Source organism: Ruegeria haliotis (assembly GCF_013377785.1).
In the GTDB taxonomy this organism is placed as follows: Bacteria; Pseudomonadota; Alphaproteobacteria; order Rhodobacterales; family Rhodobacteraceae; genus Ruegeria; species Ruegeria haliotis.
The window spans coordinates 78,958-102,772 of the sequence record NZ_JABXWT010000007.1 but is presented as its reverse complement, the minus strand read 5'-3'; the positions used below and the strand labels follow the sequence as shown (position 1 = coordinate 102,772).

Genomic DNA, 23,815 nt, shown 5'->3' with positions numbered 1-23,815 from the left:
CGCTGTTGCAACTGCATATACGCAGGAGTTTCCGAGTCTGCAACCCCCGGAAAAGATCGTGATCGGATTTAGGCCAGTTTCATGCCATCCACCACCGTTCCGCGATACGCCCATCATCCAACAAACCGCGCTGACCGATTTGCCGCGGCATCCCGACATTCGAAGACACGGCCAGCGCCATATCAGCCTCGGATGGGTAATAACGCAGACCCCGGATGCGGCGCGTATCTTCCGGATTTGGTACAGCGACAACGTCGACATAGCCGTCACGCAACGCTTCGGCCCGAACATGGGCGTCGGGAATCACAATGATTTCGAGGGCATCCACCCAGCCAGCTTGACCATCCTTATAGTGGCTTGCAGCGCGACGTCCCAAAAAGTGCCGATCATCCTCGGCCCGGTCAACGCGGTAGCATCCGGTCCCATTGGCGGAATTCAAGGGCGTTACGCCCTGCCCGGCACGCGTGATGACAAAACGGCTGTCCGCCAACAGGAACGGCAGGCCAGGATTGGCTTCGGACAGCTCCAGATACACTCGGTTGGGGGCCAGCGCTTCAGTGCGTCCGAAATCGTCCAATACGGCCAGAACATCCCCTACATCAAGCGCCCCGCCATCATGGAACACGGCGTCGTCGCGCAGATCGAATGTCCAGACGCGCGCGTCCGCATCGGTCTGCCATCCGGTCACCAGTTCCCCGCGCAGTGTGCCGTCCGGGGCAATTTCGGTCAGGTTATCAAAGACCGCACCGCGCGCGACTTGTTCCAAACTGTCATCCCGGGGAACGGCCAACCGCAGTACTCCGCCGAACTTTGGCGTATCTGCCAGTGACGCACCCGTTGCCGCCAGCAGCGCAGCGGCAGCACCCGAGGCAAACAGAGCACGGCGATCAATCCGGGTCATGTCGATCCCTCCGCCACGCGATCCATGATGCGCACCAGTTCGGCGCTGATCCCGGGTTCAGACAGTGCGTGGCCTGCGTGCCGCACCATCTTCAGCTCGGCATTCGGCCACCGCTCGGACAGTTTCCAGGCGGCTTGCGGTGGGCAAATCATATCATAACGCCCTTGCACGATATGGCCGGGGATATGGGCGATCTTGTCCATCTGATCCAGGATCTGCCCGTCCTTTTCAAGAAAGCCGCCATTGATGAAATAGTGATTCTCAAGCCTTGCAAAGGCCCGGGCATATTCGCCCGGACTTTCACCGGCTGCACCATTGGAATGAATCGAGGCCAGTGCATTTTCCCAACTGGACCAGGCCCGCGCGTATAGAATTTCCGTCGCGCGGTCGCCCGAAAACAGACGTTTGTTATAAGCGGCAATTGTGTCGGACAGCTCATCCTCGGACAGCAATGAGGTAAACTTCGACCACTGTTCAGGCCAGAACTTTCCGGACCCACCGCCGTAGAACCAATCCAGTTCTGCCTGTGTCATCAGGAAAACACCGCGCAGAACCAGTCGGCTGACGCGATCCGGGTGCGTCTGCGCATAAATCAGCGCCAGCGTTGCCCCCCAGCTGCCGCCAAAGACGATCCAATCCTCGATGTCGAGCAAGCTCCGCAGGCGCTCAATGTCCGCGACCAGATGCCAGGTCGTGTTATCCTCGACCGAAGCGTGCGGCCGCGATTTCCCGCAGCCACGCTGATCGAACAGAATCACCCGGAACACACGGGGATCGAAATACCGCCGCATCGCCGGGCTGCATCCGCCACCCGGGCCGCCATGCAGAACCACCACCGGCACCCCATTGGGATTACCGCTTTGCTCCATATAAATCTGGTGCCCATCGCCCACACTGACCAATCGCTGATCGAATGGCTCGGTCGGCGGGTACAGATATTGAACTGCGCGCTTTTGGTCCGGGTACTTGTCCATTATGGGCCTGTATAGTCCTTAAGCGTAAAAGAGCACACGGAGACAGGAATGCAAGCGCATCCGAACACGGTTGACCCTTCCGAGATCGCAAAATTTGAGGCAATGGCCGCGGAATGGTGGGACCCGCATGGGAAATTCAAGCCGTTGCACATGCTCAACCCCTGTCGACTGGATTATATCACGCAACAGATTGCGGGTGAATTTGATCGCGATTTGAAGGCTGCAAAGCCGTTCGAGGGCCTGCGCCTGCTGGATATCGGCTGTGGCGGCGGCTTGCTGAGCGAACCAATGGCACGTCTGGGTGCCGAGGTTGTCGGCGCTGATGCTGCTGAGGGCAATTTACCGGTCGCGCGCGTCCACGCAGAACAATCGGGGCTGCGAATCGATTATCGCCACACAACGGCCGAGGCGATGGCCGAGGCAGGCGAACAGTTCGACGTTGTTTTGAACATGGAAGTGGTTGAGCACGTTGCCGATCCGCTAAGCTACCTGACCGCCACGCAGCAATTGCTGAAACCCGGCGGGCTTGAGATATGCTCAACCATCAACCGCAACCCGAAATCCTATGCGATGGCCATTTTGGGGGCCGAGGTCGTCATGCGCTGGCTGCCGCGTGGTACCCATGAGTGGGACAAGTTCGTCACCCCTGATGAGCTGTTCGACCTGCTGCGCCAAGCCGGGCTGGAGCCGGTGGATCGTAAGGGGTTTGTGTTCAACCCGATCCTGTGGAGCTGGTCGATCTCGGACCGGGATCTGAGCGTGAATTATGTGACTGCGAGTGTGAAGCCGGGGTAAGTTTGGCCGTGAAGCGGGTACTAGGCCTAAATCGAAAGCCCCAATATGCGTTTGACACCCCATTCCATGCACGCTTTCGGCGCTGGATTGTCATTCTCGCAAAACTCGATGCCTTCAATTTGTTCGCGCTTGAGTGCGGGTATCTTCATCCGAAACTCCGCTTCGTCTTGAGGATCGATCCAGATCGAAGTTTCGGCAAAATACTCCTGTTCGACGCCTCCCGGATCGTAGATGCTTACTGAAATCTGTACCCAAGTTGTAACAAAGTCAGGCATCTTGTTCTCTAAAATACCTTCCCAACCTGCGACCCCTGGTTCCATCCAAGGCCCTGCACGACCTGTTGCGTGATCGTGATCAAAAAGGGGCATTTGAAACGCATTTACGCAAGTTGATCTAATCGTTTCCGTTGAAAGAAGTTCACTGCTTGAATAGGATATGCAAGTTTCCGCACCCTTCAGGGTGCCTCGGTTCATTGAGTCGTTTATCGCTCGCTGCAACGGCTCGATGCCGATGATCAAAATCCCTAGCAGACATATGCACCCACCTATCAAATAATTCTTCAATCAATGAATCTCCGATAAAGCAAAAAACATGGCCGCAACTGGAAGGGTCGTTGCCCTCATAGACAAAGCCATCACCCCAGTAGGCCGCTGACCTCAGCCCCTACTCCCCCTCAAGCTGCAACCGCAAATCCCGTAGCACGGGCAGTGTGCTTCGGACCCGCTCCAGCCCCAGCTCTCCGACCACGCGGTTGATCAGTGGCGCAATCGCGGAAATCGCCTGATCGCGCGCGCGGCGGCCAGCGGGGCTGATCGCCACCATCTTTCGGCGCGCGTCGTCCCAGTCGGGGCGGATATGAATGTATCCGGCCCATTCCAGCTTGGCCAATGTGTTGGTAATGGCCCCTCGGGTCACGTGGAATGTACTGGCCAGTTGCGCCGGGCTGCGCTCATCTCCGATAAAGACCAGATGATTCAGCACCGAGAAATGCGAGATTTCCATGCCCTTGGGCAGCACCCGGCTCAGCCGGTTGCGCAACAGTTGATCGGCAGTCAGGATCTCGCTGAACAGCGTGACCGCCAGGGCATTCTTTTCGTCAGTCATGGTCCGGTTCTGGATCAGGGCCCGTCAAAGGAACGGACATGTGTCAAAGACGGTACGCGACGGCGCGCCTCTGTCACAGAACTATCATCCAAATCGAAAATGTGAATGCCCGGATCGGTGCCTGCGTCGATGACGACCTCGCCCCATGGGGCCACAACCATGCTATGACCGTGTGTATTGCGTGTTTTTCCACGTGTTTTGGGATGTTCACCGGTCTGAGCCGGCGCAATCACCCAACAGCCGTTTTCGATGGCCCGCGCGCGCAGCAGTGATTCCCAGTGCGCCACCCCTGTAACCGGCGAAAATGCCGCCGGAACGGTAATGACTCGCGCCCCAGCCTGTGCCAGCGCGGAATACAGATGGGGGAAACGGATATCATAGCAGATGGTCAGGCCAACTTTGCCGAAATCTGTATCGGCGACGACGGCTGTAGTGCCGGGCCGGTAGTTAGCTGATTCGCGAAATGTCTCGGTTTCAGTGACCTGTACGTCGAACATGTGGATCTTGTCATACTGGGCAACAATCTGCCCTTTCGGGCCGATCATGTAAGACCGGTTCGCAAAGCGCCCGTCCGCGTCATGAGTCTTGATCGCCAGCGATCCAATAAGCACCCATACGCCCAGCGCGACGGCCTGCTCACGCAAGCCTGCCAGTGTGATATCGTCTTCTTCGTGCTGCAGAACATCGCGCTGCCGCGTCGTGCTGGTCGAGACGCAGTTGGTGACTTCGGGCGTCAGGATAAACTGGGCACCTTCCTGGGCGGCCCGGTCCATCATGGTGCGAACCATATCCAGATTCTCGACCGGATTGTCCGATGAGGTGATTTGCAGCAGCGCAGTTTTCATCAGACAGCCAGCAACCGATCCAGTTTGCCCTGGCGATCCAGTTCGTACAATTCGTCACACCCTCCGACATGATCGGTACCGACAAAGATCTGCGGGACGGTCCGTTTGCCACCAGCACGTTTGATCATCTCGGGCTTGCGTTTGGGGTGCAGCAACACGTCGATTTCCTTGAACTCGACGCCTTTCTGTTTCAGCAGCCGTTTCGCCGCGTGGCAAAAGCCGCATAGCGGAGAAGTATAGATTTCTACCGGTTTCATATTCCGTCCCTTCGCGTTTCGCATAACCTTCGGCGAATTAGGCATCCTTGGCAACGCGCGCCAGTACCAACACGAAAATATGATTTGCCCCGGCTGTCGCACAAGCTTGCGTACATGCGGCCAGCGTCGCCCCCGAGGTCATGACATCATCGACCAACAGCACATCCCGCCCCTGCATCTTGCGTTTTCGTTTGGCATGCGGGGAAATTACTCCCGACAGGGTTTCCGCGCGTTCTGCAGCGGTCTTGCCGTCCAGTACCGGTGTCCGCACCCGACGCTCCAGCAGATCGGGGCAAACGTCCAAACCCGTTTCCCGCCCCAGATGTTGGGCCAGCAAGGCCGACTGATTGTACCTCCGCTTGATCAAGCGAGACCAATGCAACGGGACCGGCGCAATCAGCATGTCGGGCCGAAACAACGCGCGCCCGGCTTGCGCCATCCAGCGCGATGCAGGTCGGGCCAGTTCGGGCCGATCGCCGTGTTTCAGAGACAGGACCAGCGACCGGGCGCGCGCCTGATACAACAAGGCTGCCCGCCCATCACGCCAGGGCCGAGGCGTTTTCAGGCAATCGTCACATTCGATGCGATGACCATCCGCGTTTCCGGGCACAGGCGCGCCGCAGCTATCGCAGACGGCACCGCCGATAAAAGGCGTGTCGCGCCAACATGACCCGCACAGGCCGAAATCTGATTCTGTCAGATTGCCGCAGCCCAGGCATCTGGGCGGATAGATCAGCTCGACAGCGGTTTGAACTTGCTGCCAAATGCGATACTTGCGGCGTATGAAACTGCCTGCGTCCACTGCACCCTCACTGTTTGACCGCGAGACCCTATCTCGCCGACGCGCCCGCGCGCAGGACGATGCCCTGTTCCTGCACCGTGCTGCTGTTGATGAAGTGCAGGATCGGCTGTCCTTGGTTAACAGATCCTTTATGGCGCCAGCGATTGTGACTGGTTTCCCGCATATCTGGCAGGACGTGCTGCCCGGAGCCGTGATTGTGGAAGATGTCGAGGTTCTGGACCTGATCCCGGGCGCGCATGATCTGGTGATCCACGCCATGGCCTTGCATTGGGCAAACGATCCGGTCGGGCAATTGATCCAATGCCACCGCGCCTTGCGCCCTGACGGGTTGTTGCTAGCTGTCTGTTTGGGTGGGGAAACCCTGCATCAGATGCGCTCTGCGCTGGGACAGGCCGAAATCGAGGTCACCGGCGGGCTCAGCCCCCGCATCGCCCCCATGGCCGAACTACGCGATCTGGGGGCTTTGTTGCAGCGCGCAGGCTTGGCATTGCCCGTGGCCGATGCAGCCCCGCTGACAGCGGAATATCGCGATCTGTTCCATCTGATGCACGATCTGCGGGCGATGGCCGAGACAAATATCCTGTCAGATCGCCTAATGCGTCCAACGCGGCGAAAGGTGTTCGACAGAGCACAGCAGATTTACCGCGACCACTTCGCAACACCCGAAGGGCGTCTACCCGCCACCTTCGAGTTGATCTGCCTGACCGGCTGGTCCCCCGATGCCAGCCAACCCAAACCGATGCGTCCGGGCTCGGCCCGGATGCGCCTTGCCGACGCCCTGCGCACGAATGAGGGCAAACTGCCCGATTGACGAGCGAACATTTCCCTTTATCTCAGGCCAGACCATTTAAATTCAGGAATGCCCATATGTTTGACGCCATCCGCCCCGCGCATGCACCAGCCGATCACCCCAAAGTAAAAATGGGGCGCGTTGGCATCCTGCTGGCCAATCTGGGCACACCGGATGACTATACCTATTGGCCAATGCGGCGGTATCTGAACGAGTTCCTGTCAGATCGCCGTGTGATCGACTACCCCGCGTGGAAATGGCAACCGATCCTGCAATCAATCATCCTGACAAAGCGTCCCTTCAGCTCGGGCGAGGCTTACAAGTCCATTTGGAACCATGACCAGGGCGAAAGCCCGCTGATGACCATCACCAAAGAACAGACTGCAAAACTGCGCGACACAATGCGGACGCGCTTTGGCGATCAGGTCATGGTCGATTTCTGCATGCGCTATGGCAATCCGTCTACCAAATCCAAAGTCCGGCAGATGGTGGCCGAAGGCTGTGATCGCATCCTGTTTTTCCCGCTGTACCCGCACTATGCAGGCGCCACGACAGCTACGGCAAACGATCAATTCTTTCGCGCGTTGATGGAGGAAGCCTGGCAACCCGCCAGTCGCACCGTTCCGGCCTATTACGACGAACCGACCTACATTGCAGCACTCGCGCAATCAGTCGAGCGCGCCTATGCGGCAATGGACACCAAACCCGATATCCTTGTCTGTTCCTATCACGGAATGCCGGAACGCTATTTACAGCAGGGCGATCCCTATCACTGCCAGTGCGTAAAAACCTCGAGACTCTTGAAAGAGCGTTTAGGCTGGTCGGGTGATCGAATTATCTCAACCTTTCAGTCGCGTTTCGGCCCCGAAGATTGGTTGAAACCCTATACCGTGGATCACGTGGCCGAACTGGCGCGTCAGGGCAAAAAGAACATTGCTGTCATCGCCCCGGCTTTCTCTGCCGATTGCATCGAAACGCTGGAAGAGATCAACGAAGAGATAAAAGAAAGCTTTGAGGAAGCGGGGGGCGAGGAGTTTACCTATATTCCCTGCCTCAACGACGATGATTCGCATATCGCAGCACTTGGCACGATCATCGAAAACAACCTGCGGGGCTGGCTTGATTAAGACAGGCACCAATCAGGTGTGAAAAAAGGCGGTGGAAAGATCCACCGCCTTTTCTCTGGATAACGCTCGTCGAATTAGCTTGCTGCAACAGCTGCGGCAACAACGACCAGCAGAATCAGCGGCAGCAGGATGCCCTGCGAAGAACCTTGAGTTTCTTCAACAACGACAGGTGCTTCAACAATCGGCTCTTCCAAGTTACCGGCATAAGCCGTCGAAGCAGCAGCAGTCAGAGCAGCGGCGAGAACGAGTTTTTTCATATTAACCTCCAGAATTTGCGCGATTCCTTTACCCGGAACCACACACCTAAGACTTACCTCGTGGTTTTTTCTAATCAGCAATGCGCCGGGATTGCAATTGCAACTTGCGCCGCAAGCGGGTTCGTGCGCGAAAATGTCGTCAAATTAGCAACACTTGCGTGCCGACTTTCGCCATAGAAAACAGCTCGGCGATATCCTCATTGAACAGACCGATGCAGCCATTGGACGACCTTCGTCCGATCTTGCGCGTGTCATGCGTTCCATGGATGCGGTAATATTTCCAACCCAAATATAAAGCATGCGTTCCCAATGGGTTATCTGGTCCGGGTGGAATGTAATCCGGCCATTCGGGATTTCTTTTCTTCATCGATGGGGTAGGTGCCCAACTTGGGCCGTCGACCTTCCGAATGACGCTTGTACGCCCGCGACGCGTCATTTCTTCGGTCAATGGCACCGAAGATGGGTATAGTTTGTACACGGATTGGTCATCTGACCAATAATGCAGCGCCCGAGATACCGTATCGACCAGAATGGCTCCATTCCGGGTGTTCGAGAAGTAGGTCTGCCAGTCTAGGGCCCGGAAACCCGAAACATTGCGACGGACAGCCGGTTCCAGTTCGGGCGCGGGTCTCAGAGGATCCCCCGGGGTGTATTGCGCAATCGCAGGTGATGCCAACAGGGCCGACGCGCCGACCAGAAACCCACGGCGGCTCGAAGGGGAAATGCATTTCTTGACCATGACAGGCGGTCCTTTTCTAAGACGAAACTGAAAATCTGACCCATTTTATTGCCAGAATGCTTCAGTCGCAAATCAAACCGGCAGAATCACGCAAGTTATAGCCATTGCACGTTTGCTCCGGACTGTCAGGCGCGCTATGCCCGTAATTGACACAATAATCAGGTCGATCATGACGCGTATCCTTTCTTTACTATTGATTTGCTTTGTCGCTCTGGCGGCATGTACGGATAGTTCCACCCCGACATATGGCTCTGACGGTCGTCCACTGCCGACGGTCTACAAGATTCGGGGTAATCCCGAAAAACTTCAGTTTCGCATGCTTGATTCGGTCAACGCGCTGCGGCAGGCGCAAGGGCTGCAATCTGTTCAACTGAATTCACAGCTGAATGCGGCGGCGGCTACGCACGCCAAGGATATGGCCCGGCAAAATCGCCCCTGGCACTTTGGTTCCGACGGCTCTTCGCCGATAGATCGGGCCGCGCGTGTCGGATATTACGGGACGTTCCTGGGTGAGGCAATTTCGGAAACCTATGAAACCGAGACCGAGACACTGGCTGCGTGGATGCAGGAGTCAGGACCGCGATCGGTCATCATGGATCCAAAGGCTACACAAATGGGCTTTGCCTGGCACCAAGAGGGTGGCGGCAAAATCTGGTGGACATTGGAAATGGGAAGTGGTGGCTGATCAGCGCCACCTCTGGATACAAAAAAGCCCCCGGATTTCGGGGGCTTTTTTGTTTCAGGGGTTCACGCCGCCTGCATCGACTGAGCTTCGGTCAGAATCGCGTAAAGCTTGACCGGATCAGGGTTCGCCCGAAGCTTGGCACAAACCGAGGTGTCGCGCAGTGTCCGGGACACCAGCGCCAAAGCCTTCAGATGATCGACGCCTGCTTCTTCAGGCGCAAACAAGGAAAACGCGATATCCACCGGTTGACGGTCGACCGATCCGAAATCGATAGGTTTCTCCAGCATCACAAACACACCCGAGACCGCTTCAAGCTCGGACAGGCGGGCGTGCGGCAACGCTACGCCATGGCCCACGCCTGTGGGTCCGAGGCTTTCGCGTTCCAACAGGCAATCGACCACGATCTGAGCCTCAAGACCCAGAGTAGCGGCCGCAACTTCGCCGATTTCCTGAAACAACCGCTTCTTGCTGGAAGCGGCGGACAACACACGTACTGCTTCGGGCTTCAGTATGCTCGAAAGCTCCATGATCACGCTCCATGGCAATGCCCCTGCCGCGCAGGGGCCTGCCTTGTTATCATTGCCTGTTACGGATCGATCCAGCCGATATTACCGTCTTCCCGACGATATACGACATTCAACCCGTCCTTGTTTTCATTTCTGAACACCAGTACCGGAGCACCAGCAAGTTCCATCTGCATGACGGCCTCACCAACACTGAGCGATGGGATCTTTGTTTCCATCTCAGCCACAATCATGGGCTGCAGCGATTCCGGTTCGGCGGCCGTATCCGATTCGTCAGAGGCGAGGATATAAGAGGACGCCCCAAAGAGTTCAACCGGTTCGGACCGATCCTTGTGATGGTCCTTGAGGCGGCGCTTGTAGCGGCGCAGTTGGGTTTCCATCTTGGCGCAGCAGCCCTCGAACGCCGCATAGATTTCGGTTGCGTGGGCCTTGGCCTGCGCCGTCAGACCCGTGGAAAGATGCACTGTGGTTTCGCATACATATTCATGCGCTGAACGGGAAAAGACGACGTTGGCGTCTGTCGGACGCTGAGCATATTTGCCCACGACCTCGCCCAGCTCGGTCTGCACATGGGTTTGCAGGGCCGCGCCGATGTCGATCTGTTTTCCGCTGATTTGGTAACGCATGTGATCTCCTTCACAATTCACACCCATTCTGACGTCACATCACGTGACGAACTTGTTTTTATCGGGTGGGGGGTATCGACATTTTCTGCGGTTGCCGTTGTTCTAGCCCTTCACCGAAGGGACATCGAGATCCTGTCTGGAACCGAGGAAATGCCATATCCCAATTGAGGCAAGAGACGGCGGGAGAGTCAATCAAAACAGGTGTGTATATACGCGATTTCCGGCATGCAGCCGGCGCAAACCCGCGCAAGCTCATGAAATTCGGAAGTTTTCGCCCAGATACACGCGGCGCACATTTTCGTTTTCGACAACTTCGTCAGGTGTGCCCGACATCAGCACCTGACCGTCATGCAGGATGTAGGCGCGGTCGACGATTTCCAGCGTTTCCCGCACGTTGTGGTCAGTGATCAGAACACCGATACCGCGTTTTTTAAGATCTGCCACCAGATGCCGGATATCCCCAACGCTGATCGGATCGACACCGGCAAAAGGCTCATCCAGCAACAGGTATTTCGGATCGGCGGCCAGGCAGCGCGCAATTTCAACCCGGCGGCGTTCCCCACCTGACAGGGCTAACGCTGGTGCGCGGCGCAGATGTTCGATCGAGAAGTCCGACAGCAGTTCCTCCAGCCGTTCTTTGCGGCGGTGGGGGTGGCTGACGGTAATATCCAAAACGGCGGCGATATTGTCTTCGACGCTCATACCGCGAAAGATCGACATCTCCTGCGGCAAATACCCAATGCCCATACGCGCGCGGCGGTACATTGGCAGGGTCGTGACATTTTGCCCGTCAATCGTGACGCTGCCCGCTTCAGGAAACACCAGCCCAGCCACGGAATAGAATGTCGTGGTCTTGCCCGAGCCGTTAGGCCCCAGCAACGCCACAACCTCGGATCGGTCGAGCGTCATCGAGACCTCGCGGATCACGGTCTTCTTTCGGTAGGATTTGCGCAGCTTTTCAATCCTGAGGCCCGAACTGCCTTCAGCAACTGAGAGATTGGGTCGGGCCATCAGTTGTTGCCTTGCTGCAGAATCGTCTTGACCCGGCCTGCCATGGTTGCAGTGCCCGTTGTCAGGTTCGCGATCATCTGATCGCCGCTGATGATGCTGGGACCTTGTGTCAGCAACACGTTCCCCTTCATCACGATAACACCGGAATCGATGGTGTATTCCGCCCAATCGCCCTCGGCTGCATCGGGTGGGCTGACCAGAACCACATCTTCGGTCGCCTCCATCCGTTCGATGGCCGAGCGTTCCTGGTTGTAGATCACAAGAACCCGGGCGGCGGTCAGCCGCATTTCGCCCTGAATGACGATCACGTTGCCGACAAACTCGGCCGAACCGTCTTCCTGATTCACATTGAGGGTGTCCGAGGTCACCTCGACCGGTTGGCTGGGGTCGGCTTTGGTGGAACCGAACGCCACCTGCGTTTCCTGCGCAGTTGCAGAAACAGCACCCGTTACCAGGGCAAGACACAAAAGGACTAAACGAAAATTGAACACAGGTTATCTTTCTGCTTTTGTTGGCTCATATACCAGCTTCACGCCATCTGTAAAAAGAATATGGACCGGGCCGTCCTTTTTTTCAGTTCCAAACGTCATTCGACCCGCTGAAAAATCACCGATAACTCCGGTTCCGTTCACCTGTCCCGGTGTGTCGCCCCGAATTTCGTCCAGCGATGTATTGAGGAGATCCGTTGTGACCTGAATGCCGTCGGTGGTGGTGATGACCACATCTCCGACAAAGGTTGCTGTCCCTTGGTCGGGCCGGATCAGACCCGAATTCGAGTCCAGTGTGATAATCCCGCCGCTCAACAGCCCGAAGCGACCCTGAAACTCTGACGCCGTTGGGACAGAGCCGTTGGTGCCCTGCGTGGCCTGTGTGGCCTCGATCTGGACATCCTCGCCTTTGCGGGTGGTGCCGCGATAATTTGGCTGCGTGACCACCTGCCCCGCGAGACGTTCGTCAATGTCTTGTTGCGTGAACGGAACCGAGACGTTGGTTTCAATGCTGCGCGACAACAGAAAGACAGTGGACAGCATCAGAATTGCCGCAAGCGGCAGCAGCACCTTGAGGAACTGCACCATGCGGGAATATCGGTCCACCTCAGCCTCCCTCAGCCCAATCCGACGCGCAAGCAGTCATGGATGTGCAGCAGCCCTTGCGCCTGTCCCGCCGCGTCCGGATCAACGACAAACAAGGATGTGATCTTGTGATCGTTCATGATCGCTACCGCCTCTTCGGCCAAAGCCCCCGGTGAGATAGTCGTAGGGTTTTGGGTCATGACTTCTTCGGTCGTTTTGTCCAGCAGCCCATCCATGTGGCGTCGCAAGTCTCCGTCAGTAATGATGCCCGCCAGTCGGCCCTTTGCATCGGTGACACCTGCCACACCGAACCCTTTCTGGCTGATCTCGATCAGAGCGCCGCTCATCGGAGTGTCAGCAGCCACAAGGGGCAGCGCTGCACCGGTATGCATGAGATCCTGCACGGTGCTGAGCCGCGCACCCAGCTTGCCGCCAGGGTGGAAGGCACGGAAATCCTCAGGCTTGAAGTCACGATATTTCATCAGCGCAATCGCCAGCGCATCCCCCATCGCGAGCGTGAGTGTCGTCGAGATCGACGGCACCATGCCAAAACCGCAAGCCTCACCCAGAGACGGAATCAGCAGATGCACATCCGCCTGCTTCATCAGGGTGCTTTCAGGCTTGCTCGACAACCCGATCAGCGGAATGCCAAAGCGGCGGGTAAAGGCCAACAGATTGGCCAGCTCGGGCGCCTCACCCGAATTCGAGATCGCCAGAACAACGTCGCCCTTGGACACCATGCCAAGATCACCGTGGCTCGCCTCGGCCGGGTGCACGAAATAGGCTGGCGTGCCCGTGCTGGCCAGCGTTGCCGCGATCTTGTGCCCAATATGGCCGGATTTTCCGATTCCACTGATGATGATGCGACCCGGCGCCTGCAAAATCAGCTGCACGGCTTCGGCAAAGTCTTCACCCAGGCTTTCGGCCAGAACATCCAGCGCGCGGGCTTCATCCGTGATGACCTGTCGCGCGGTTTTCAGAAATGATTCATTGTCAGTCATGAGTGCGCAAAAATATCCGTTTCGGGCCAGCCTGCGAGGTCCAGTTTCGCACGCATCGGCAGGAAATCAAAACAGGCCTGCGCCATTTCGATCCGATCCTCACGGGCCAGCCGTTTGTTCAACTCATCCCGCAAGCGGTGCAGGTAAAGCACGTCGGACGCCGCATAATCCAATTGGGCCTCGGTCAGGGATTCCGCCCCCCAATCGCTCATCTGCTGTTGTTTGGAAATATCGACGCCAATCAGTTCCTGACACAGGTTCTTCAGCCCATGTCGGTCAGTATAGGTCCGCACCAGACGGCTGGCGATCTTGGTGCAATAGACCGGTGCAGCCAAGGCGCCAAAGGCATTGTACATCGCGGCGATATCGAAACGCCCGAAATGGAACAGCTTCAGCACATCCGGATTTTCCAGCATAGCGCACAGGTTCGGCGCAGCGGTCTGCCCCTTTTCCACCTGAATGATGTGGCTGTTGCCGTCGCCGCCTGACATCTGAATCACGCAGAGTCGATCTCGGTGCGGATTCAAACCCATGGTTTCGCAATCAATGGCCACAACAGGACCCATATCCAACCCGTCCGGCAGATCATTTTTGTACAAGTGGTTCGCCACGCGAATGTTCCTTTGAGCCGTATCGACCCCGAGATAGGAGGTTTGGCACACAAACTCAACGCTGTCGGCTGGGCACCGGCCAACCGATGCCGCCAAACTTGATTTTATCCCTATGGGGAGGATAGGGATAAAGCATGAAGAATCACACACATCAGTCTCACCCTCAGATCACCGCGCGCCTAAAGCGAGCGCATGGGCACTTGGCAAAAGTCATCACAATGCTTGAAGATCAGGCACCTTGTTCGGATATCGCCCAACAACTTTTTGCAGTCGAAAAAGCAATAACCAATGCAAAACGTGTTCTGATCCACGATCATATCGATCATTGTCTGACGCCTCAGGGCGAAAACGAAGCGTCGAATGTCGAAGACTTCAAAACCATCACGAAGTATTTGTGATCAATGCTCGGCATTCTGCAAAACCGTACTTATCGCCACCTGCTGGCGGCGCAAATTGTTGCTCTGACGGGGACTGGTCTGGCCACGATCGCCCTGGGACTTTTGGCCTATGATCTGGCCGGAGCTTCCGCAGGGCTAGTGTTGGGCACCGCATTAACCATCAAAATGGTAGCCTATGTCGGAATTGCGCCCTTGGCGGCAGCCTTCGCCCAACAGCTCGACCGGCGCAAGATGCTGGTGATACTGGATCTGGTGCGCGCGACCGTCGCGCTCTGTCTGCCCTTCGTAACCGAAATCTGGCAGGTCTACGTCCTGATCTTTGTGTTGCAATCCGCATCCGCCGGGTTCACCCCCGCGTTTCAGGCCACGATCCCCGATGTCCTTACGGACGAACATGACTATACGCGCGCCCTGTCCCTGTCCCGACTGGCGGTCGATATGGAAAGCTTGCTGAGCCCGATACTGGCGGCGGCGCTACTGATCTTTGTCAGCTTCGATACCCTGTTCCTGGGGACCAGCCTGGGGTTCGTGGCCTCAGCGCTTTTGGTGGTGTCCGTTGTCCTGCCCTCGCCCAAGGCGACCGAACGAAGGGGTATCTATGATCGCACTACGCGCGGAATCCGCCTGTACCTCGCCACGCCTCGCTTGCGCGGGTTGCTGGCCCTCAGCTGGACTGCTGCCGCGCTGAGCGCGATGGTCATCGTCAACACAGTGGTGATCGTACGCACTGATCTGGGATTGTCCGAAAGCGCCGTGGCGATTGCACTGGCGGGCTTTGGTGGCGGTTCCATGTTGGCCGCTTTTTCCTTGCCACCCCTTCTGGATAGGTTTGAAGACCGCCGGGTCATGATGGTGGGCGCCGCAATTGGAACGGTGGCGATGGCCACATCGGCAGTTTTGACAATCGGTTCAATGTCTTTGATGCTGCTGACGGCACTTTGGGCGTGTGTGGGGTTCGGGTATTCCGTGACCCTCACACCATCGGGCCGACTACTAACACGATCCGCCCGGCCCGAGGACCGGCCTGCCGTCTTTGCCGCTCAGTTCACACTGTCTCACGCCTGTTGGCTGGTGCTTTATCCGCTGGCTGGTTGGCTGATGACCCGGTTCGGAGTAACCGTCGCACTGACGTGGATGACCATCATTGCGGTGCCCGGCCTTGTCGTAGCGTTGGCGATTTGGCCACGTTCCGACCAGACCCCGGTATCGCACCGGCCTTGAGTACAGGCACAAATCTGCACTAAACCAAAGCGACCCCATGTCGGAGACCCCATGGATCAGCTTGACCGCCGCATCATCGCCGCCCTGCAATACAATGCCCGTGAGTCGACCACCAAGATCGCTGCAAAACTGGGTGTGGCCCGGACCACGGTGCATGAACGGATCAACCGGATGGAAGAGCGCGGGGTGATCGCGGGCTATTCCGTGGTTTTGAGTAGCTCCGAAGACGCGCCACGCGTTCAGGTCGTTGTCCTGCTGGAAGTTCAGCAAAAAGAAACCACGCGCATCATCAAGCGGCTCGAGGCGTATCCGGAAGTCAAACGTTGCCTGTCGATCAATGGTGAGTTTGACCTGCTGCTCTCGGCCGAGGCCCCGAGAATCGAAGACCTGGATATTCTGGTAGATGATCTGGCTAAAATCCCCGGTGTCCTGCGCACAAACACCAGCATTGTATTCGGTCGGCGCATCGACCGAAAATGACAAGCCGATAACCCGCTGTAAACCAATGATTGGCTAGCTTGGCCCGGACATATCAAATCCCGGACCGGCAGAATGCCAAATCGCAAGATCCTGATTTCCCTTTTGTTGACGCAGGTGCTGATGGCACAGGCGGGTTTTGCCATGCCGGATGCACGCACTGATGCGTTATGCGATCAGGCGGCCCGCCGCGCTGCGCTGTCCGAAGACGTGCCTCTGAAGGTCTTGCAGGCGATATCGCGGGTGGAGACAGGACGCACACGCGACGGCCAACTGCAACCGTGGCCCTGGACGATCAATGTCGAGGGACAAGGGTATTGGTTCACCTCTGAAATCGAAGCCAAGTCCTATGTTTTCAAAATCTTCAAGGCTGGGAAGCGCAGCTTTGATGTGGGGTGCTTTCAGGTCAATTACCGCTGGCATGGCAAGGCATTTCGCTCCATCGACGCGATGTTCGATCCGGATGAAAATGCCACGTATGCGGCCCGGTTTCTGAAAGAGCTACATGGCGAGCTCGGATCCTGGCCCGCCGCGGCCGGGGCCTATCATTCACGTACACAGTCATTGGCCGATGCGTATCGCGGGCGCTTTCAAACTGTAATGGCGCAATTGGATGGCGGCACCGTTGCAACAGCAGTGGCGATATCGCGCGATCCCTTCACCAAAAATGCCGCACCTCTGATCCCGCAACAAACGTCTCAACCCCGGCAAGGCGCATTGGGCTCATTGGTGCCCGCCGCAGACACCGCCACCGCCTTCATCGCTTTCAATTAGGAGCTCTGCGTGCCCAATATCGACATCCGGTCCCTGTTCTCGCCAACCGTCCTGCTGGCGCTGGCGCTTATGACGGTCATCGTGATGATGATCCTACCGATGCCCGCCTGGGTTCTGGATGTCGGGCTGGCCACGTCCTTTGCTCTGGCCATCCTGATTTTCACCCTGACCCTGTTCATAGAACGTCCATTGGACTTCTCGTCCTTTCCGACAATCCTGCTGGCCTCGCTGATGTTGCGGTTATCGCTGAATGTCTCATCAACCAAGCTGATCATCGGTCAAGGGCACACCGGCCCCAACGCGGCCGGGGATGTGATCGAGGGGTTCGCCAACTTCGTCATGGGCGGCAGCATATTTCTGGGTCTTGTGGTGTTTGGCGTCCTGCTGATCGTGAATTTCATGGTCATCACCAAAGGCGCCGCCCGTATGGCTGAGGTTGGTGCGCGCTTTGCGCTGGACGGGATGCCCGGCAAACAGCTGGCCATCGACAGCGACATGTCCGCCGGCGCCATTGATCACCAGCAAGCCAAGGAACGACGCGAACGGGAACAGCAAGAGACGACATTTTTTGGATCGCTGGATGGGGCGTCAAAGTTCGTCAAAGGCGATGCGGTCGCTGGTCTGTTGATCACTTTGCTGAACCTGGTGATGGGTCTGGTGATGGGCGTGATCGTGCATGGCATGCCCGTCACGTCGGCCTTTGAAACCTATGCCATCCTTACAGTTGGCGACGGATTGGTTTCGCAGATACCGTCTGTGATCATCTCGATCGCCTCGGCCCTGCTGCTGGCCCGCGGAGGAACACAGGGCGCCACGGACAACGCAATTTTCTCGCAACTCGGGCGGCACCCAGCGGCTTTAGGCACCGTTGCGACGCTGATGGTGCTATTTGCGCTGGTGCCCGGCCTGCCGTTTCTACCCTTCATTCTGGGTGCGGCTGTTCTGGGATACTCGGCATATTATGTGCATCAGAGCCAAAAAACTGCCGAGGTCGCTGCGCAAACCTCAGCGACCGAGACCGATACGCCCGTGTCTCAAGCCATTGGCGACATTCTGGATCTGGATGATGTACATCTGGAGTTCGCCCCGGATCTGGTAAGCATGGTACTGAATCAAGGCACCGGGCTCGACGCGCGCATTGCCAATATGCGAACCTATGTAGCCTCCAGCTTTGGTCTGATCCTGCCTGAGATTCGCCTGACCGACCGCGCCGAACTGCCCACAGGAACCTACGTGATCAAGGTTCAGGGCGTCGAGCAGGCACGCGGTGTGCTGAACCCCGATCTGGTGCTGGCGCTGGTGCAGGATGGTCTTGATCTGCTGCCCGATGGCAATGACGTAACCGAACCTGTCTATGGGGCACCCGCTCGTTGGATTCTGCCCAAGGACCAGGAAGAGGCCGCCCTGAATGGCGCGACAATTGTGTCCCCTCCGGAAATCCTTGCGACACACCTGTTGGAGATCATCAAACAAAACTTCTCGCGCCTGCTGACGTTGAAATCGCTGCGCCGTTTGCTGTCAGAGATGACCCGGCTCAGCGATCCGGTTCGGGCCGAGGCCAATCGCAAGCTGCTGGACGAATTGATCCCGGATAAGGTACCGATTGACACACTTCATGCGGTCTTGCGCCTGTTGCTGGACGAGCGTGTCTCGATCCGCAACATGGCCCTGATCCTGGAAAGCGTGGCCGAGGCACGACTGACCACCACGCAGCCCGAAGGTATCTGCGAACTGGTTCGTCAGAGGTTGGGCTTTCAACTGGTTGCCGAAATGAAACGCGAAGATGGATCAGTCCCTCTGATCCAGCTGGCACCCGAATGGGAGGACACTTTTGCTACTTACCAGATCGACTCCCCAAATTCCGGGCTAGACGTCGCCCTGCCGCCTAATCTGTTCAACAAATTGGCCGACAACGTTGTCGACAGCGTCGCACAATCAGTCGATCATGGGCTGTTCCCCGCGGTCGTGACATCAACCCGCAGACGTCGATTATTGCGCACCATCATGCACGCTCGTGGGGTCGCGAACCCGGTTCTGTCTTTTGAAGAAATCGGGCTCGAGGCAAGGCCCGCTCTGGTCGGCACGGTGGCGGCGTGATCACCCTGCCGCCCGAGCTGTTATCGCAACTGGGGATCGGTCTGTGGCACCTGTTTGCCGTGTTTCTTCGGGTGTCCGCGCTGGTGAGTTTGCTTCCCGCCTTTGGAGAAAGCAGCGTGCCGGCCCGTGTAAAACTCGGGTGCGCCGGGGCATTCACCCTAGTTGTTGCACCCGCTATCCACCCCCCGGACGTCGCACCCAGCGTGCTATCGATGGCGCGTCTGGTCGGGACAGAAATCCTGGTCGGAATGGCTCTCGGGATGGGATTGCGCCTGTTTGTTCTGGCCCTTCAGACCGCCGGATCAATTGCCGCGCAGTCCACATCCCTGTCGCAACTTCTTGGCGGGGCAGCCGTCGATCCGGTTCCGGCAATGGGCTACCTGCTGACACTGGCAGGTCTGGCGCTTTCGGTCCTCTTGGGCCTTCATATCCGTGCCGCGCAGTTCTTGATTCACAGCTACACGCTGTTTCCAATGGGTTTGGCCCCGGCCGCCCCGGATCTGTCGCAGTGGGGCGTCTTGCAGATATCGCGCAGCTTCGGTCTGGCTTTTGCACTTGCGACCCCTTTTGTCATCGCGTCTTTGATCTACAATCTGGCGCTCGGCGTGATTAACCGAGCAATGCCGCAGCTTATGGTGGCCTTTGTCGGCGCGCCTGCGATCACCTTTGCCGGCTTGTTTCTGCTGTTCGCCGGAGCCCCACTGATCTTGTCGGTTTGGGCGGATGCCCTGTTTTCTTTCATCTTCAATCCGATTGGAATGTGACCATGAGCGCATCGGATGATGACAGTGACAAGTCTTTTGACCCAACCCCACAAAAACTTCAGAAAGCGCGGGACAAGGGGGAGGTCGCCAAATCGAATGATCTTTCCGTGGTCGCAGGATATACTGGTTTGTTAATCACACTTCTGACTGCGGGCCAATACACGGCAGAGCATCTGGGCGCGCTCTTTGTCGTTTTGCTTGATCAGTCGGATGAGGTTGCGCACCTGGTTTCAACCGGTCCCGCTGCCGCTCCGATAGCTGGCATGCTGAAAGGAGCGTTGATTCCTGTCGCCCTTATGTTTGCCCTGCCTGCCGCCGCCGTCCTACTGAGCCTGATTGCCCAGCGCGCCCTGATCTTTGCGCCCAGCAAGCTCAAACCAAAACTATCGCGCATCTCCATCCCCTCGAATGCCAAAAACAAGTTCGGGCGGGGCGGCTTGTTCGAATTCGCCAAAAGCTTTGTCAAACTGGTGATCTACGGCACCTGTCTGGCGCTGTTCCTACGAGCCAACTTGACCGAAATCCTCTCGGCCAGCGCGGCGCCCGCCCAATCATCGATCCTGCTGATGATGAACCTGCTGTTTCGCTTCCTGTTCATTGTTATTGCAATCGCGCTGGCCATCGGAATCGTCGATTACCTGTGGCAATACGCAGAGCATATCCGCAAGAACCGGATGTCGCGCAAGGAAATCCAGGATGAGACCAAGGATGCGGAAGGTGATCCTCACGTCAAGCAACAACGCCGCCAGCGCGCGCAAGAGATTGCCACGAACCAGATGATGGCTGATGTCCCCGACGCCGATGTGGTCATCGTCAACCCGACCCATTTCGCTGTTGCGCTGAGATGGTCGCGAGCGACGGGCACGGCACCGGTTTGCGTGGCCAAAGGCGTTGATGAAATTGCTGCCGCAATTCGGTCGGCTGCGGGTCAGGCTGGCGTGCCAATCCATTCCGATCCACCCACTGCACGCGCGCTGCACGCGTCGGTCGAAATCGGCCAGGAAATCGCTGAAGAGCACTATCGCCCGGTTGCCGCCGCGATCCGGTTTGCCGAAGCAATGCGCAAACGCGCGAAAGGGCAGATCGGATGAGCCGCACCAAATTGTCGGACCTGCAGACTGTGACCGAAGCAGTCTTTCAAAGGAGGTTCCAGACTCTGCGTCCGGTGTTGGAGGCAGAAGCAAGAATCCAGCAACAATTGGTCAAGCTGGATGCACAGGCACATAAGGCCCGTCAGGACAGCTCTGATGCAGATGGGTATAAAATCACGGGAACTGATGTTCTCTGGAATGGCTGGGAATCCGCTACCCGTCGTCAGCTCAACATGGAGCTTGCCCGGCTGCGCGCACAAAAACTTGCGGCGCTTGCGGCTCTAAGAACGGCTTTTGGTCGCAAACAAGCTGTGGAAAACCTGTCGACGACCCAGTTGCGGAACCGTCTGCAGGCCGTAGCCAAAAAACAATTGATGCAGTAGCAGCGTTGGTCCACCACCCAGGACCAACGCTGAATGTATCAGGTGTCTTGACGATTTACGCTCATGATCAAAACCTGCGAAACATCATCGCCCAGATCCTTGCGCGCCACCTCCAGCAACGCCTTACGCAATGCGCCCAGATTGTCAGATTGCGTGAAGAGGCCGTCAAACCCTCCAGTATTGGCGTGATCAAACAGAACCTGCAAAAACCTGTCCCGCAATTTTGGCTCGATGGCATAAAACGTATCGGTGACGGCGGGGTTGGCTTCCAAGCTCAGGGACATTGTCACCATGGCTGCAATTTTGTCGTCTTCCACAATCGGGACAACAAATTGCTTTGTCATTTTCAGGTAATCAAACTCGTCTGCCTTTCCCTCTTTACCCGATTTATGGGATTTGTCCTTAGCCATTTCGGGTTTGGTTTCTGCCTCTTCCAGCGCTGGTGCTTCGGAGGGGGCCATGTAAATCCCCACCCCGATACCGGCCCCAAGACCCACGGATAAAAAGGCAATTGGCATCAGTATCTTGATCACATCCACACCTCAGAACGGCAGAAGTGAATCGAGGACTTGCTGGCCGTACCGCGGCTGTTGCACGTCCGTGATCTGCCCCCGACCTCCATACGACACCCGCGCCGAAGCGATCTTGTCATAGGTGATCTCATTCTGGCGTGAGATATCTTGGGGGCGGACATATCCGGCCACCAGCAGCTCTCGCAATTCGAAATTGACACGCAATTCCTGCGAGCCGGAAATCGACAACACCCCGTTTGGCAACACATCAAGCACCGTTGCAGCAACGCGCAAGGTCAGCTTTTCCTTGCGCCTGACAGAACCACGACCTGCACTGGACGCATCAGATTCAATCGACACGGCCTCGTCCAAAGTTGCGCCATCAGGCAGGCGCTCCTGTACCCGCTGCGGCAGACCGAACAGGCCGAAAACCCCCAGTTCTTCCGACCCTGAACGAGAGCGGTTGGTGTTGTTCGAAATCTCGGCCTCTTCGTCCAATTCGATGACAACCGTCAAGATATCGCCTTTCTTGATTGCCCTTTGATCACCTAACAGCGATTGCTGCCCACCGCTCCACAATGACGATCTGTCAACGTTGCGCTGAGATTGAGTGTGCAGTGGCAGACCTGGCCACAACATGGCAACTTGCTCGGGGGACTCTTCGTTCGGGGTAAAGCTTGGCGGTTTACCAAGATGATCAAGCCGACCGCAAGCGGACACAGCAAGAACCGTGAACAAAAGGGTTTTGGACAGTCCAGTCATTATTTTACCTCAATGTATCCATCAGACCGAATGCGACCCGTCACCGTTGTTCGGGACGACAGGTTCATGACGCGAATTCGGTCACCCGCCGCGCCACGGCCTAGCGCACGACCTTCTGCAGTGATCGACAGGGGCTGACGATTGAACACCAAGACGACTAGGTCGTTACGATCCACGATGGCGGGCGCGCCCACATCCGTGTCCCGAATAGGACGACCCGGATAGATGGCAACACGGGCCTCCTGCCCGATCAGAACATCAGGATCCGTAACCGCGCCGGGTGTATCCTTTGGCCTTGTGTCGAGGTCAGCCGCGACAATAATCTCTTTCGCGCGAATGGTACGGGTCGACACCACGATATCGGCTTGCGCAAGCATCGGCACCACCAGCGCCATTGATATGAGAAAGAGTCGCATCACCGCACCTGCGTCGTTGCACTCATCATCTGATCGACGGCGGAGATGACTTTGGCATTCATCTCGTAGCCACGCTGCGCTTCGATCAGTTCGGTGACTTCGCGCACGGCATCAACCGAGCTGTCTTCCAAGTACCCCTGCCGCAGAATGCCCAACCCATCCTCACCCGGAGGACCCAGAACCGGCGCGCCAGATGCTTCGGTTTCCTTGAATAAGTTACTGCCAACCGCCTCGAGCCCTTTGGCATTCGAGAAACTCGCCAGAGTGAACTCACCCAATAGCTGCCCTTCGGCCGTGTCGTCAAAATAGGCATAAACCTCGCCAGAGGCGTTGATCGAAATGGAACGGGCATCATCAGGGATGGTTATTTCAGGCGCGACCGCAAACCCGTCAGACGTCACGATCAAGCCCTCAGACGATCTTTTTAGACTGCCATCCCGGGTAAATGCGGATTGTCCGTTTGGAAGAGTCACCTCCAAGTACCCCCGCCCTTCGATGGCAATATCGAGATCGCTGCCCGTGGCGGACAACGCGCCTTGCGCCAATTGAACCGTTACGGCGGCAGGACGTACACCCAGACCCAGTTGAATTCCTGTCGGCAAAACTGTCCCGTCTGAGGCATTGACCGCCCCGGCGCGCGCCATCTGCTGATAATGCAGGTCCGCAAATTCGGCGCGGCGGGCGTTGTAGCCGGTGGTGTTCATATTCGCCAGGTTGTTCGAGATCGTCTCGACCCGCATCTGTTGCGCGGTCATGCCGGTGGCTGCAATTTTCAAAGCACGCATCTTGAGTTCTCCA

At 57.2% G+C, this 23,815-nt stretch carries 32 protein-coding genes; 12 read left to right on the top strand and 20 right to left on the bottom strand.

Going from position 1 to position 23,815, the window contains the following annotated elements; genetic code table 11:
* Nucleotides 1-79: 79 nt before the first annotated feature.
* Both HW561_RS13730 and pip read right to left on the bottom strand, forming a co-directional pair.
* Nucleotides 80-901 (bottom strand): ABC transporter substrate-binding protein, encoded by an 822-nt coding sequence (locus HW561_RS13730; protein WP_176865687.1) that lies wholly within the window; start codon nt 899-901, stop codon nt 80-82.
* Entirely contained in the window at nt 898-1,875 is a 978-nt protein-coding gene (pip, locus tag HW561_RS13725; RefSeq protein ID WP_176865685.1) for a prolyl aminopeptidase, read from the bottom strand. The genes HW561_RS13730 and pip overlap by 4 nt, the downstream gene beginning before the upstream one ends.
* Before the next feature lie 48 nt (nt 1,876-1,923).
* Between pip and ubiG the strand changes: the two genes are divergently transcribed.
* The gene (gene ubiG / locus HW561_RS13720) at nt 1,924-2,670 is read left to right on the top strand and encodes a bifunctional 2-polyprenyl-6-hydroxyphenol methylase/3-demethylubiquinol 3-O-methyltransferase UbiG (protein ID WP_176865683.1); all 747 of its coding nucleotides are present in this window, start codon (nt 1,924-1,926) and stop codon (nt 2,668-2,670) included.
* Between the two features lie 26 nt (nt 2,671-2,696).
* On the opposite strand, the gene HW561_RS13715 is transcribed toward ubiG, so the two are convergent.
* The 5 genes from HW561_RS13715 to HW561_RS13695 all read right to left on the bottom strand — a co-directional run bounded on the left by HW561_RS13715 (nt 2,697) and on the right by HW561_RS13695 (nt 5,678).
* Entirely contained in the window at nt 2,697-3,233 is a 537-nt protein-coding gene (locus HW561_RS13715; RefSeq protein ID WP_176865682.1) for a hypothetical protein, read from the bottom strand.
* Between the two features lie 100 nt (nt 3,234-3,333).
* Nucleotides 3,334-3,774, bottom strand: a complete 441-nt coding sequence (locus HW561_RS13710) for a MarR family winged helix-turn-helix transcriptional regulator (RefSeq protein ID WP_176865680.1) — start codon at nt 3,772-3,774, stop codon at nt 3,334-3,336.
* Between the two features lie 14 nt (nt 3,775-3,788).
* Nucleotides 3,789-4,619 carry a carbon-nitrogen hydrolase family protein gene (locus HW561_RS13705; RefSeq protein WP_176865678.1) on the bottom strand — a complete coding sequence of 277 codons (831 nt, stop codon included), beginning with the start codon at nt 4,617-4,619 and terminating at the stop codon, nt 3,789-3,791.
* Nucleotides 4,619-4,876: a glutaredoxin 3 gene (grxC, locus tag HW561_RS13700; protein ID WP_176865676.1), complete on the bottom strand. Its 258-nt coding sequence runs from the start codon at nt 4,874-4,876 to the stop codon at nt 4,619-4,621. The genes HW561_RS13705 and grxC overlap by 1 nt, the downstream gene beginning before the upstream one ends.
* A gap of 37 nt (nt 4,877-4,913) precedes the next feature.
* Nucleotides 4,914-5,678, bottom strand: coding sequence for a ComF family protein (locus HW561_RS13695; protein WP_328803287.1), 765 nt, complete (start codon nt 5,676-5,678; stop codon nt 4,914-4,916).
* Here HW561_RS13695 and HW561_RS13690 point away from each other — a divergent pair.
* Together HW561_RS13690 and hemH are read left to right on the top strand one after the other, a co-directional pair.
* Nucleotides 5,659-6,489 carry a class I SAM-dependent methyltransferase gene (locus HW561_RS13690; RefSeq protein WP_176865674.1) on the top strand — a complete coding sequence of 277 codons (831 nt, stop codon included), beginning with the start codon at nt 5,659-5,661 and terminating at the stop codon, nt 6,487-6,489. The two genes, HW561_RS13695 and HW561_RS13690, sit on opposite strands and share 20 nt — an antisense overlap.
* Nucleotides 6,490-6,545: 56 nt before the next feature.
* On the top strand, nt 6,546-7,595 hold the full coding sequence (hemH, locus tag HW561_RS13685) for a ferrochelatase (RefSeq protein ID WP_176865672.1): 1,050 nt from the start codon (nt 6,546-6,548) through the stop codon (nt 7,593-7,595).
* Nucleotides 7,596-7,669: 74 nt separating this feature from the next.
* On the opposite strand, the gene HW561_RS13680 is transcribed toward hemH, so the two are convergent.
* Nucleotides 7,670-7,852: a hypothetical protein gene (locus tag HW561_RS13680; RefSeq protein WP_085823694.1), complete on the bottom strand. Its 183-nt coding sequence runs from the start codon at nt 7,850-7,852 to the stop codon at nt 7,670-7,672.
* 139 nt (nt 7,853-7,991) lie between these two features.
* Nucleotides 7,992-8,591, bottom strand: coding sequence for a L,D-transpeptidase (locus HW561_RS13675; protein WP_176865670.1), 600 nt, complete (start codon nt 8,589-8,591; stop codon nt 7,992-7,994).
* Nucleotides 8,592-8,760: 169 nt separating this feature from the next.
* Between HW561_RS13675 and dalA the strand changes: the two genes are divergently transcribed.
* Entirely contained in the window at nt 8,761-9,276 is a 516-nt protein-coding gene (gene dalA / locus HW561_RS13670) for a divisome-associated lipoprotein DalA (RefSeq protein WP_176865668.1), read from the top strand.
* Nucleotides 9,277-9,338: 62 nt separating this feature from the next.
* Here the strand turns inward: dalA and HW561_RS13665 are convergent, their stop codons facing one another.
* The 7 genes from HW561_RS13665 to HW561_RS13635 form a co-directional block, all read right to left on the bottom strand.
* Nucleotides 9,339-9,803, bottom strand: a complete 465-nt coding sequence (locus tag HW561_RS13665) for a PTS sugar transporter subunit IIA (protein ID WP_176865666.1) — start codon at nt 9,801-9,803, stop codon at nt 9,339-9,341.
* Between the two features lie 59 nt (nt 9,804-9,862).
* Nucleotides 9,863-10,426 carry a ribosome hibernation-promoting factor, HPF/YfiA family gene (gene hpf, locus HW561_RS13660; protein WP_176865664.1) on the bottom strand — a complete coding sequence of 188 codons (564 nt, stop codon included), beginning with the start codon at nt 10,424-10,426 and terminating at the stop codon, nt 9,863-9,865.
* Nucleotides 10,427-10,678: 252 nt separating this feature from the next.
* On the bottom strand, nt 10,679-11,437 hold the full coding sequence (gene lptB / locus HW561_RS13655) for an LPS export ABC transporter ATP-binding protein (protein WP_176865662.1): 759 nt from the start codon (nt 11,435-11,437) through the stop codon (nt 10,679-10,681).
* On the bottom strand, nt 11,437-11,928 hold the full coding sequence (locus HW561_RS13650) for an LptA/OstA family protein (protein ID WP_176865660.1): 492 nt from the start codon (nt 11,926-11,928) through the stop codon (nt 11,437-11,439). The genes lptB and HW561_RS13650 overlap by 1 nt, the downstream gene beginning before the upstream one ends.
* A gap of 3 nt (nt 11,929-11,931) precedes the next feature.
* The gene (locus HW561_RS13645; protein ID WP_176865658.1) at nt 11,932-12,531 is read right to left on the bottom strand and encodes a hypothetical protein; all 600 of its coding nucleotides are present in this window, start codon (nt 12,529-12,531) and stop codon (nt 11,932-11,934) included.
* Nucleotides 12,532-12,542: 11 nt separating this feature from the next.
* Nucleotides 12,543-13,511: a KpsF/GutQ family sugar-phosphate isomerase gene (locus HW561_RS13640; protein WP_176865656.1), complete on the bottom strand. Its 969-nt coding sequence runs from the start codon at nt 13,509-13,511 to the stop codon at nt 12,543-12,545.
* A complete protein-coding gene (locus tag HW561_RS13635) occupies nt 13,508-14,122 on the bottom strand; it encodes a ribonuclease D (RefSeq protein ID WP_176865654.1) in 615 nt (204 codons plus the stop codon). The genes HW561_RS13640 and HW561_RS13635 overlap by 4 nt, the downstream gene beginning before the upstream one ends.
* A gap of 134 nt (nt 14,123-14,256) precedes the next feature.
* Between HW561_RS13635 and HW561_RS13630 the strand changes: the two genes are divergently transcribed.
* The 8 genes from HW561_RS13630 (at nt 14,257) to HW561_RS13595 (ending at nt 21,327) form a co-directional block, all read left to right on the top strand.
* Nucleotides 14,257-14,520: a metal-sensing transcriptional repressor gene (locus tag HW561_RS13630; RefSeq protein WP_176865652.1), complete on the top strand. Its 264-nt coding sequence runs from the start codon at nt 14,257-14,259 to the stop codon at nt 14,518-14,520.
* A gap of 3 nt (nt 14,521-14,523) precedes the next feature.
* Nucleotides 14,524-15,741, top strand: coding sequence for an MFS transporter (locus HW561_RS13625; RefSeq protein WP_176865650.1), 1,218 nt, complete (start codon nt 14,524-14,526; stop codon nt 15,739-15,741).
* A 51-nt stretch (nt 15,742-15,792) separates the two neighbouring features.
* Nucleotides 15,793-16,221: an Lrp/AsnC family transcriptional regulator gene (locus HW561_RS13620; RefSeq protein ID WP_176865648.1), complete on the top strand. Its 429-nt coding sequence runs from the start codon at nt 15,793-15,795 to the stop codon at nt 16,219-16,221.
* Nucleotides 16,222-16,293: 72 nt separating this feature from the next.
* Nucleotides 16,294-16,992, top strand: a complete 699-nt coding sequence (locus tag HW561_RS13615; RefSeq protein WP_176865646.1) for a transglycosylase SLT domain-containing protein — start codon at nt 16,294-16,296, stop codon at nt 16,990-16,992.
* Between the two features lie 9 nt (nt 16,993-17,001).
* A complete protein-coding gene (gene flhA / locus HW561_RS13610; protein WP_176865644.1) occupies nt 17,002-19,089 on the top strand; it encodes a flagellar biosynthesis protein FlhA in 2,088 nt (695 codons plus the stop codon).
* Entirely contained in the window at nt 19,086-19,853 is a 768-nt protein-coding gene (locus HW561_RS13605) for a flagellar biosynthetic protein FliR (protein ID WP_176865642.1), read from the top strand. Before flhA ends, HW561_RS13605 begins: the two co-directional genes overlap by 4 nt.
* Nucleotides 19,854-19,855: 2 nt before the next feature.
* Nucleotides 19,856-20,944 (top strand): flagellar type III secretion system protein FlhB, encoded by a 1,089-nt coding sequence (gene flhB, locus HW561_RS13600; protein ID WP_176865640.1) that lies wholly within the window; start codon nt 19,856-19,858, stop codon nt 20,942-20,944.
* Complete coding sequence (locus tag HW561_RS13595; RefSeq protein WP_235962900.1) at nt 20,941-21,327, top strand: hypothetical protein; 387 nt, start codon at nt 20,941-20,943, stop codon at nt 21,325-21,327. The genes flhB and HW561_RS13595 overlap by 4 nt, the downstream gene beginning before the upstream one ends.
* Nucleotides 21,328-21,365: 38 nt before the next feature.
* Here the strand turns inward: HW561_RS13595 and HW561_RS13590 are convergent, their stop codons facing one another.
* Genes HW561_RS13590 through flgG form a run of 4 tightly spaced genes read right to left on the bottom strand, consistent with a single transcriptional unit; the run spans nt 21,366 to nt 23,802 of the window.
* Entirely contained in the window at nt 21,366-21,860 is a 495-nt protein-coding gene (locus HW561_RS13590) for a flagellar basal body-associated FliL family protein (RefSeq protein WP_328803286.1), read from the bottom strand.
* Nucleotides 21,861-21,869: 9 nt separating this feature from the next.
* Nucleotides 21,870-22,601 carry a flagellar basal body L-ring protein FlgH gene (gene flgH, locus HW561_RS13585; protein ID WP_176865638.1) on the bottom strand — a complete coding sequence of 244 codons (732 nt, stop codon included), beginning with the start codon at nt 22,599-22,601 and terminating at the stop codon, nt 21,870-21,872.
* Nucleotides 22,601-23,017 carry a flagellar basal body P-ring formation chaperone FlgA gene (gene flgA / locus HW561_RS13580; protein WP_176865636.1) on the bottom strand — a complete coding sequence of 139 codons (417 nt, stop codon included), beginning with the start codon at nt 23,015-23,017 and terminating at the stop codon, nt 22,601-22,603. The genes flgH and flgA overlap by 1 nt, the downstream gene beginning before the upstream one ends.
* Complete coding sequence (flgG, locus tag HW561_RS13575) at nt 23,017-23,802, bottom strand: flagellar basal-body rod protein FlgG (protein ID WP_176865634.1); 786 nt, start codon at nt 23,800-23,802, stop codon at nt 23,017-23,019. Before flgG ends, flgA begins: the two co-directional genes overlap by 1 nt.
* Nucleotides 23,803-23,815: the final 13 nt, after the last annotated feature.

Bases quoted from the DNA above. Each gene is read 5' to 3' on its own strand.
- HW561_RS13730 (WP_176865687.1), bottom strand. From the start codon at position 901: ATGACCCGGATTGATCGCCGTGCTCTGTTTGCCTCGGGTGCTGCCGCT.
- pip (WP_176865685.1), bottom strand. From the start codon at position 1,875: ATGGACAAGTACCCGGACCAAAAGCGCGCAGTTCAATATCTGTACCCG.
- ubiG (WP_176865683.1), top strand. From the start codon at position 1,924: ATGCAAGCGCATCCGAACACGGTTGACCCTTCCGAGATCGCAAAATTT.
- HW561_RS13710 (WP_176865680.1), bottom strand. From the start codon at position 3,774: ATGACTGACGAAAAGAATGCCCTGGCGGTCACGCTGTTCAGCGAGATC.
- HW561_RS13705 (WP_176865678.1), bottom strand. From the start codon at position 4,619: ATGAAAACTGCGCTGCTGCAAATCACCTCATCGGACAATCCGGTCGAG.
- grxC (WP_176865676.1), bottom strand. From the start codon at position 4,876: ATGAAACCGGTAGAAATCTATACTTCTCCGCTATGCGGCTTTTGCCAC.
- HW561_RS13690 (WP_176865674.1), top strand. From the start codon at position 5,659: ATGAAACTGCCTGCGTCCACTGCACCCTCACTGTTTGACCGCGAGACC.
- hemH (WP_176865672.1), top strand. From the start codon at position 6,546: ATGTTTGACGCCATCCGCCCCGCGCATGCACCAGCCGATCACCCCAAA.
- HW561_RS13680 (WP_085823694.1), bottom strand. From the start codon at position 7,852: ATGAAAAAACTCGTTCTCGCCGCTGCTCTGACTGCTGCTGCTTCGACG.
- HW561_RS13675 (WP_176865670.1), bottom strand. From the start codon at position 8,591: ATGGTCAAGAAATGCATTTCCCCTTCGAGCCGCCGTGGGTTTCTGGTC.
- dalA (WP_176865668.1), top strand. From the start codon at position 8,761: ATGACGCGTATCCTTTCTTTACTATTGATTTGCTTTGTCGCTCTGGCG.
- HW561_RS13665 (WP_176865666.1), bottom strand. From the start codon at position 9,803: ATGGAGCTTTCGAGCATACTGAAGCCCGAAGCAGTACGTGTGTTGTCC.
- hpf (WP_176865664.1), bottom strand. From the start codon at position 10,426: ATGCGTTACCAAATCAGCGGAAAACAGATCGACATCGGCGCGGCCCTG.
- lptB (WP_176865662.1), bottom strand. From the start codon at position 11,437: ATGGCCCGACCCAATCTCTCAGTTGCTGAAGGCAGTTCGGGCCTCAGG.
- HW561_RS13640 (WP_176865656.1), bottom strand. From the start codon at position 13,511: ATGACTGACAATGAATCATTTCTGAAAACCGCGCGACAGGTCATCACG.
- HW561_RS13630 (WP_176865652.1), top strand. From the start codon at position 14,257: ATGAAGAATCACACACATCAGTCTCACCCTCAGATCACCGCGCGCCTA.
- HW561_RS13625 (WP_176865650.1), top strand. From the start codon at position 14,524: ATGCTCGGCATTCTGCAAAACCGTACTTATCGCCACCTGCTGGCGGCG.
- HW561_RS13620 (WP_176865648.1), top strand. From the start codon at position 15,793: ATGGATCAGCTTGACCGCCGCATCATCGCCGCCCTGCAATACAATGCC.
- HW561_RS13615 (WP_176865646.1), top strand. From the start codon at position 16,294: ATGCCAAATCGCAAGATCCTGATTTCCCTTTTGTTGACGCAGGTGCTG.
- flhB (WP_176865640.1), top strand. From the start codon at position 19,856: ATGAGCGCATCGGATGATGACAGTGACAAGTCTTTTGACCCAACCCCA.
- HW561_RS13595 (WP_235962900.1), top strand. From the start codon at position 20,941: ATGAGCCGCACCAAATTGTCGGACCTGCAGACTGTGACCGAAGCAGTC.
- flgH (WP_176865638.1), bottom strand. From the start codon at position 22,601: ATGACTGGACTGTCCAAAACCCTTTTGTTCACGGTTCTTGCTGTGTCC.
- flgA (WP_176865636.1), bottom strand. From the start codon at position 23,017: ATGCGACTCTTTCTCATATCAATGGCGCTGGTGGTGCCGATGCTTGCG.
- flgG (WP_176865634.1), bottom strand. From the start codon at position 23,802: ATGCGTGCTTTGAAAATTGCAGCCACCGGCATGACCGCGCAACAGATG.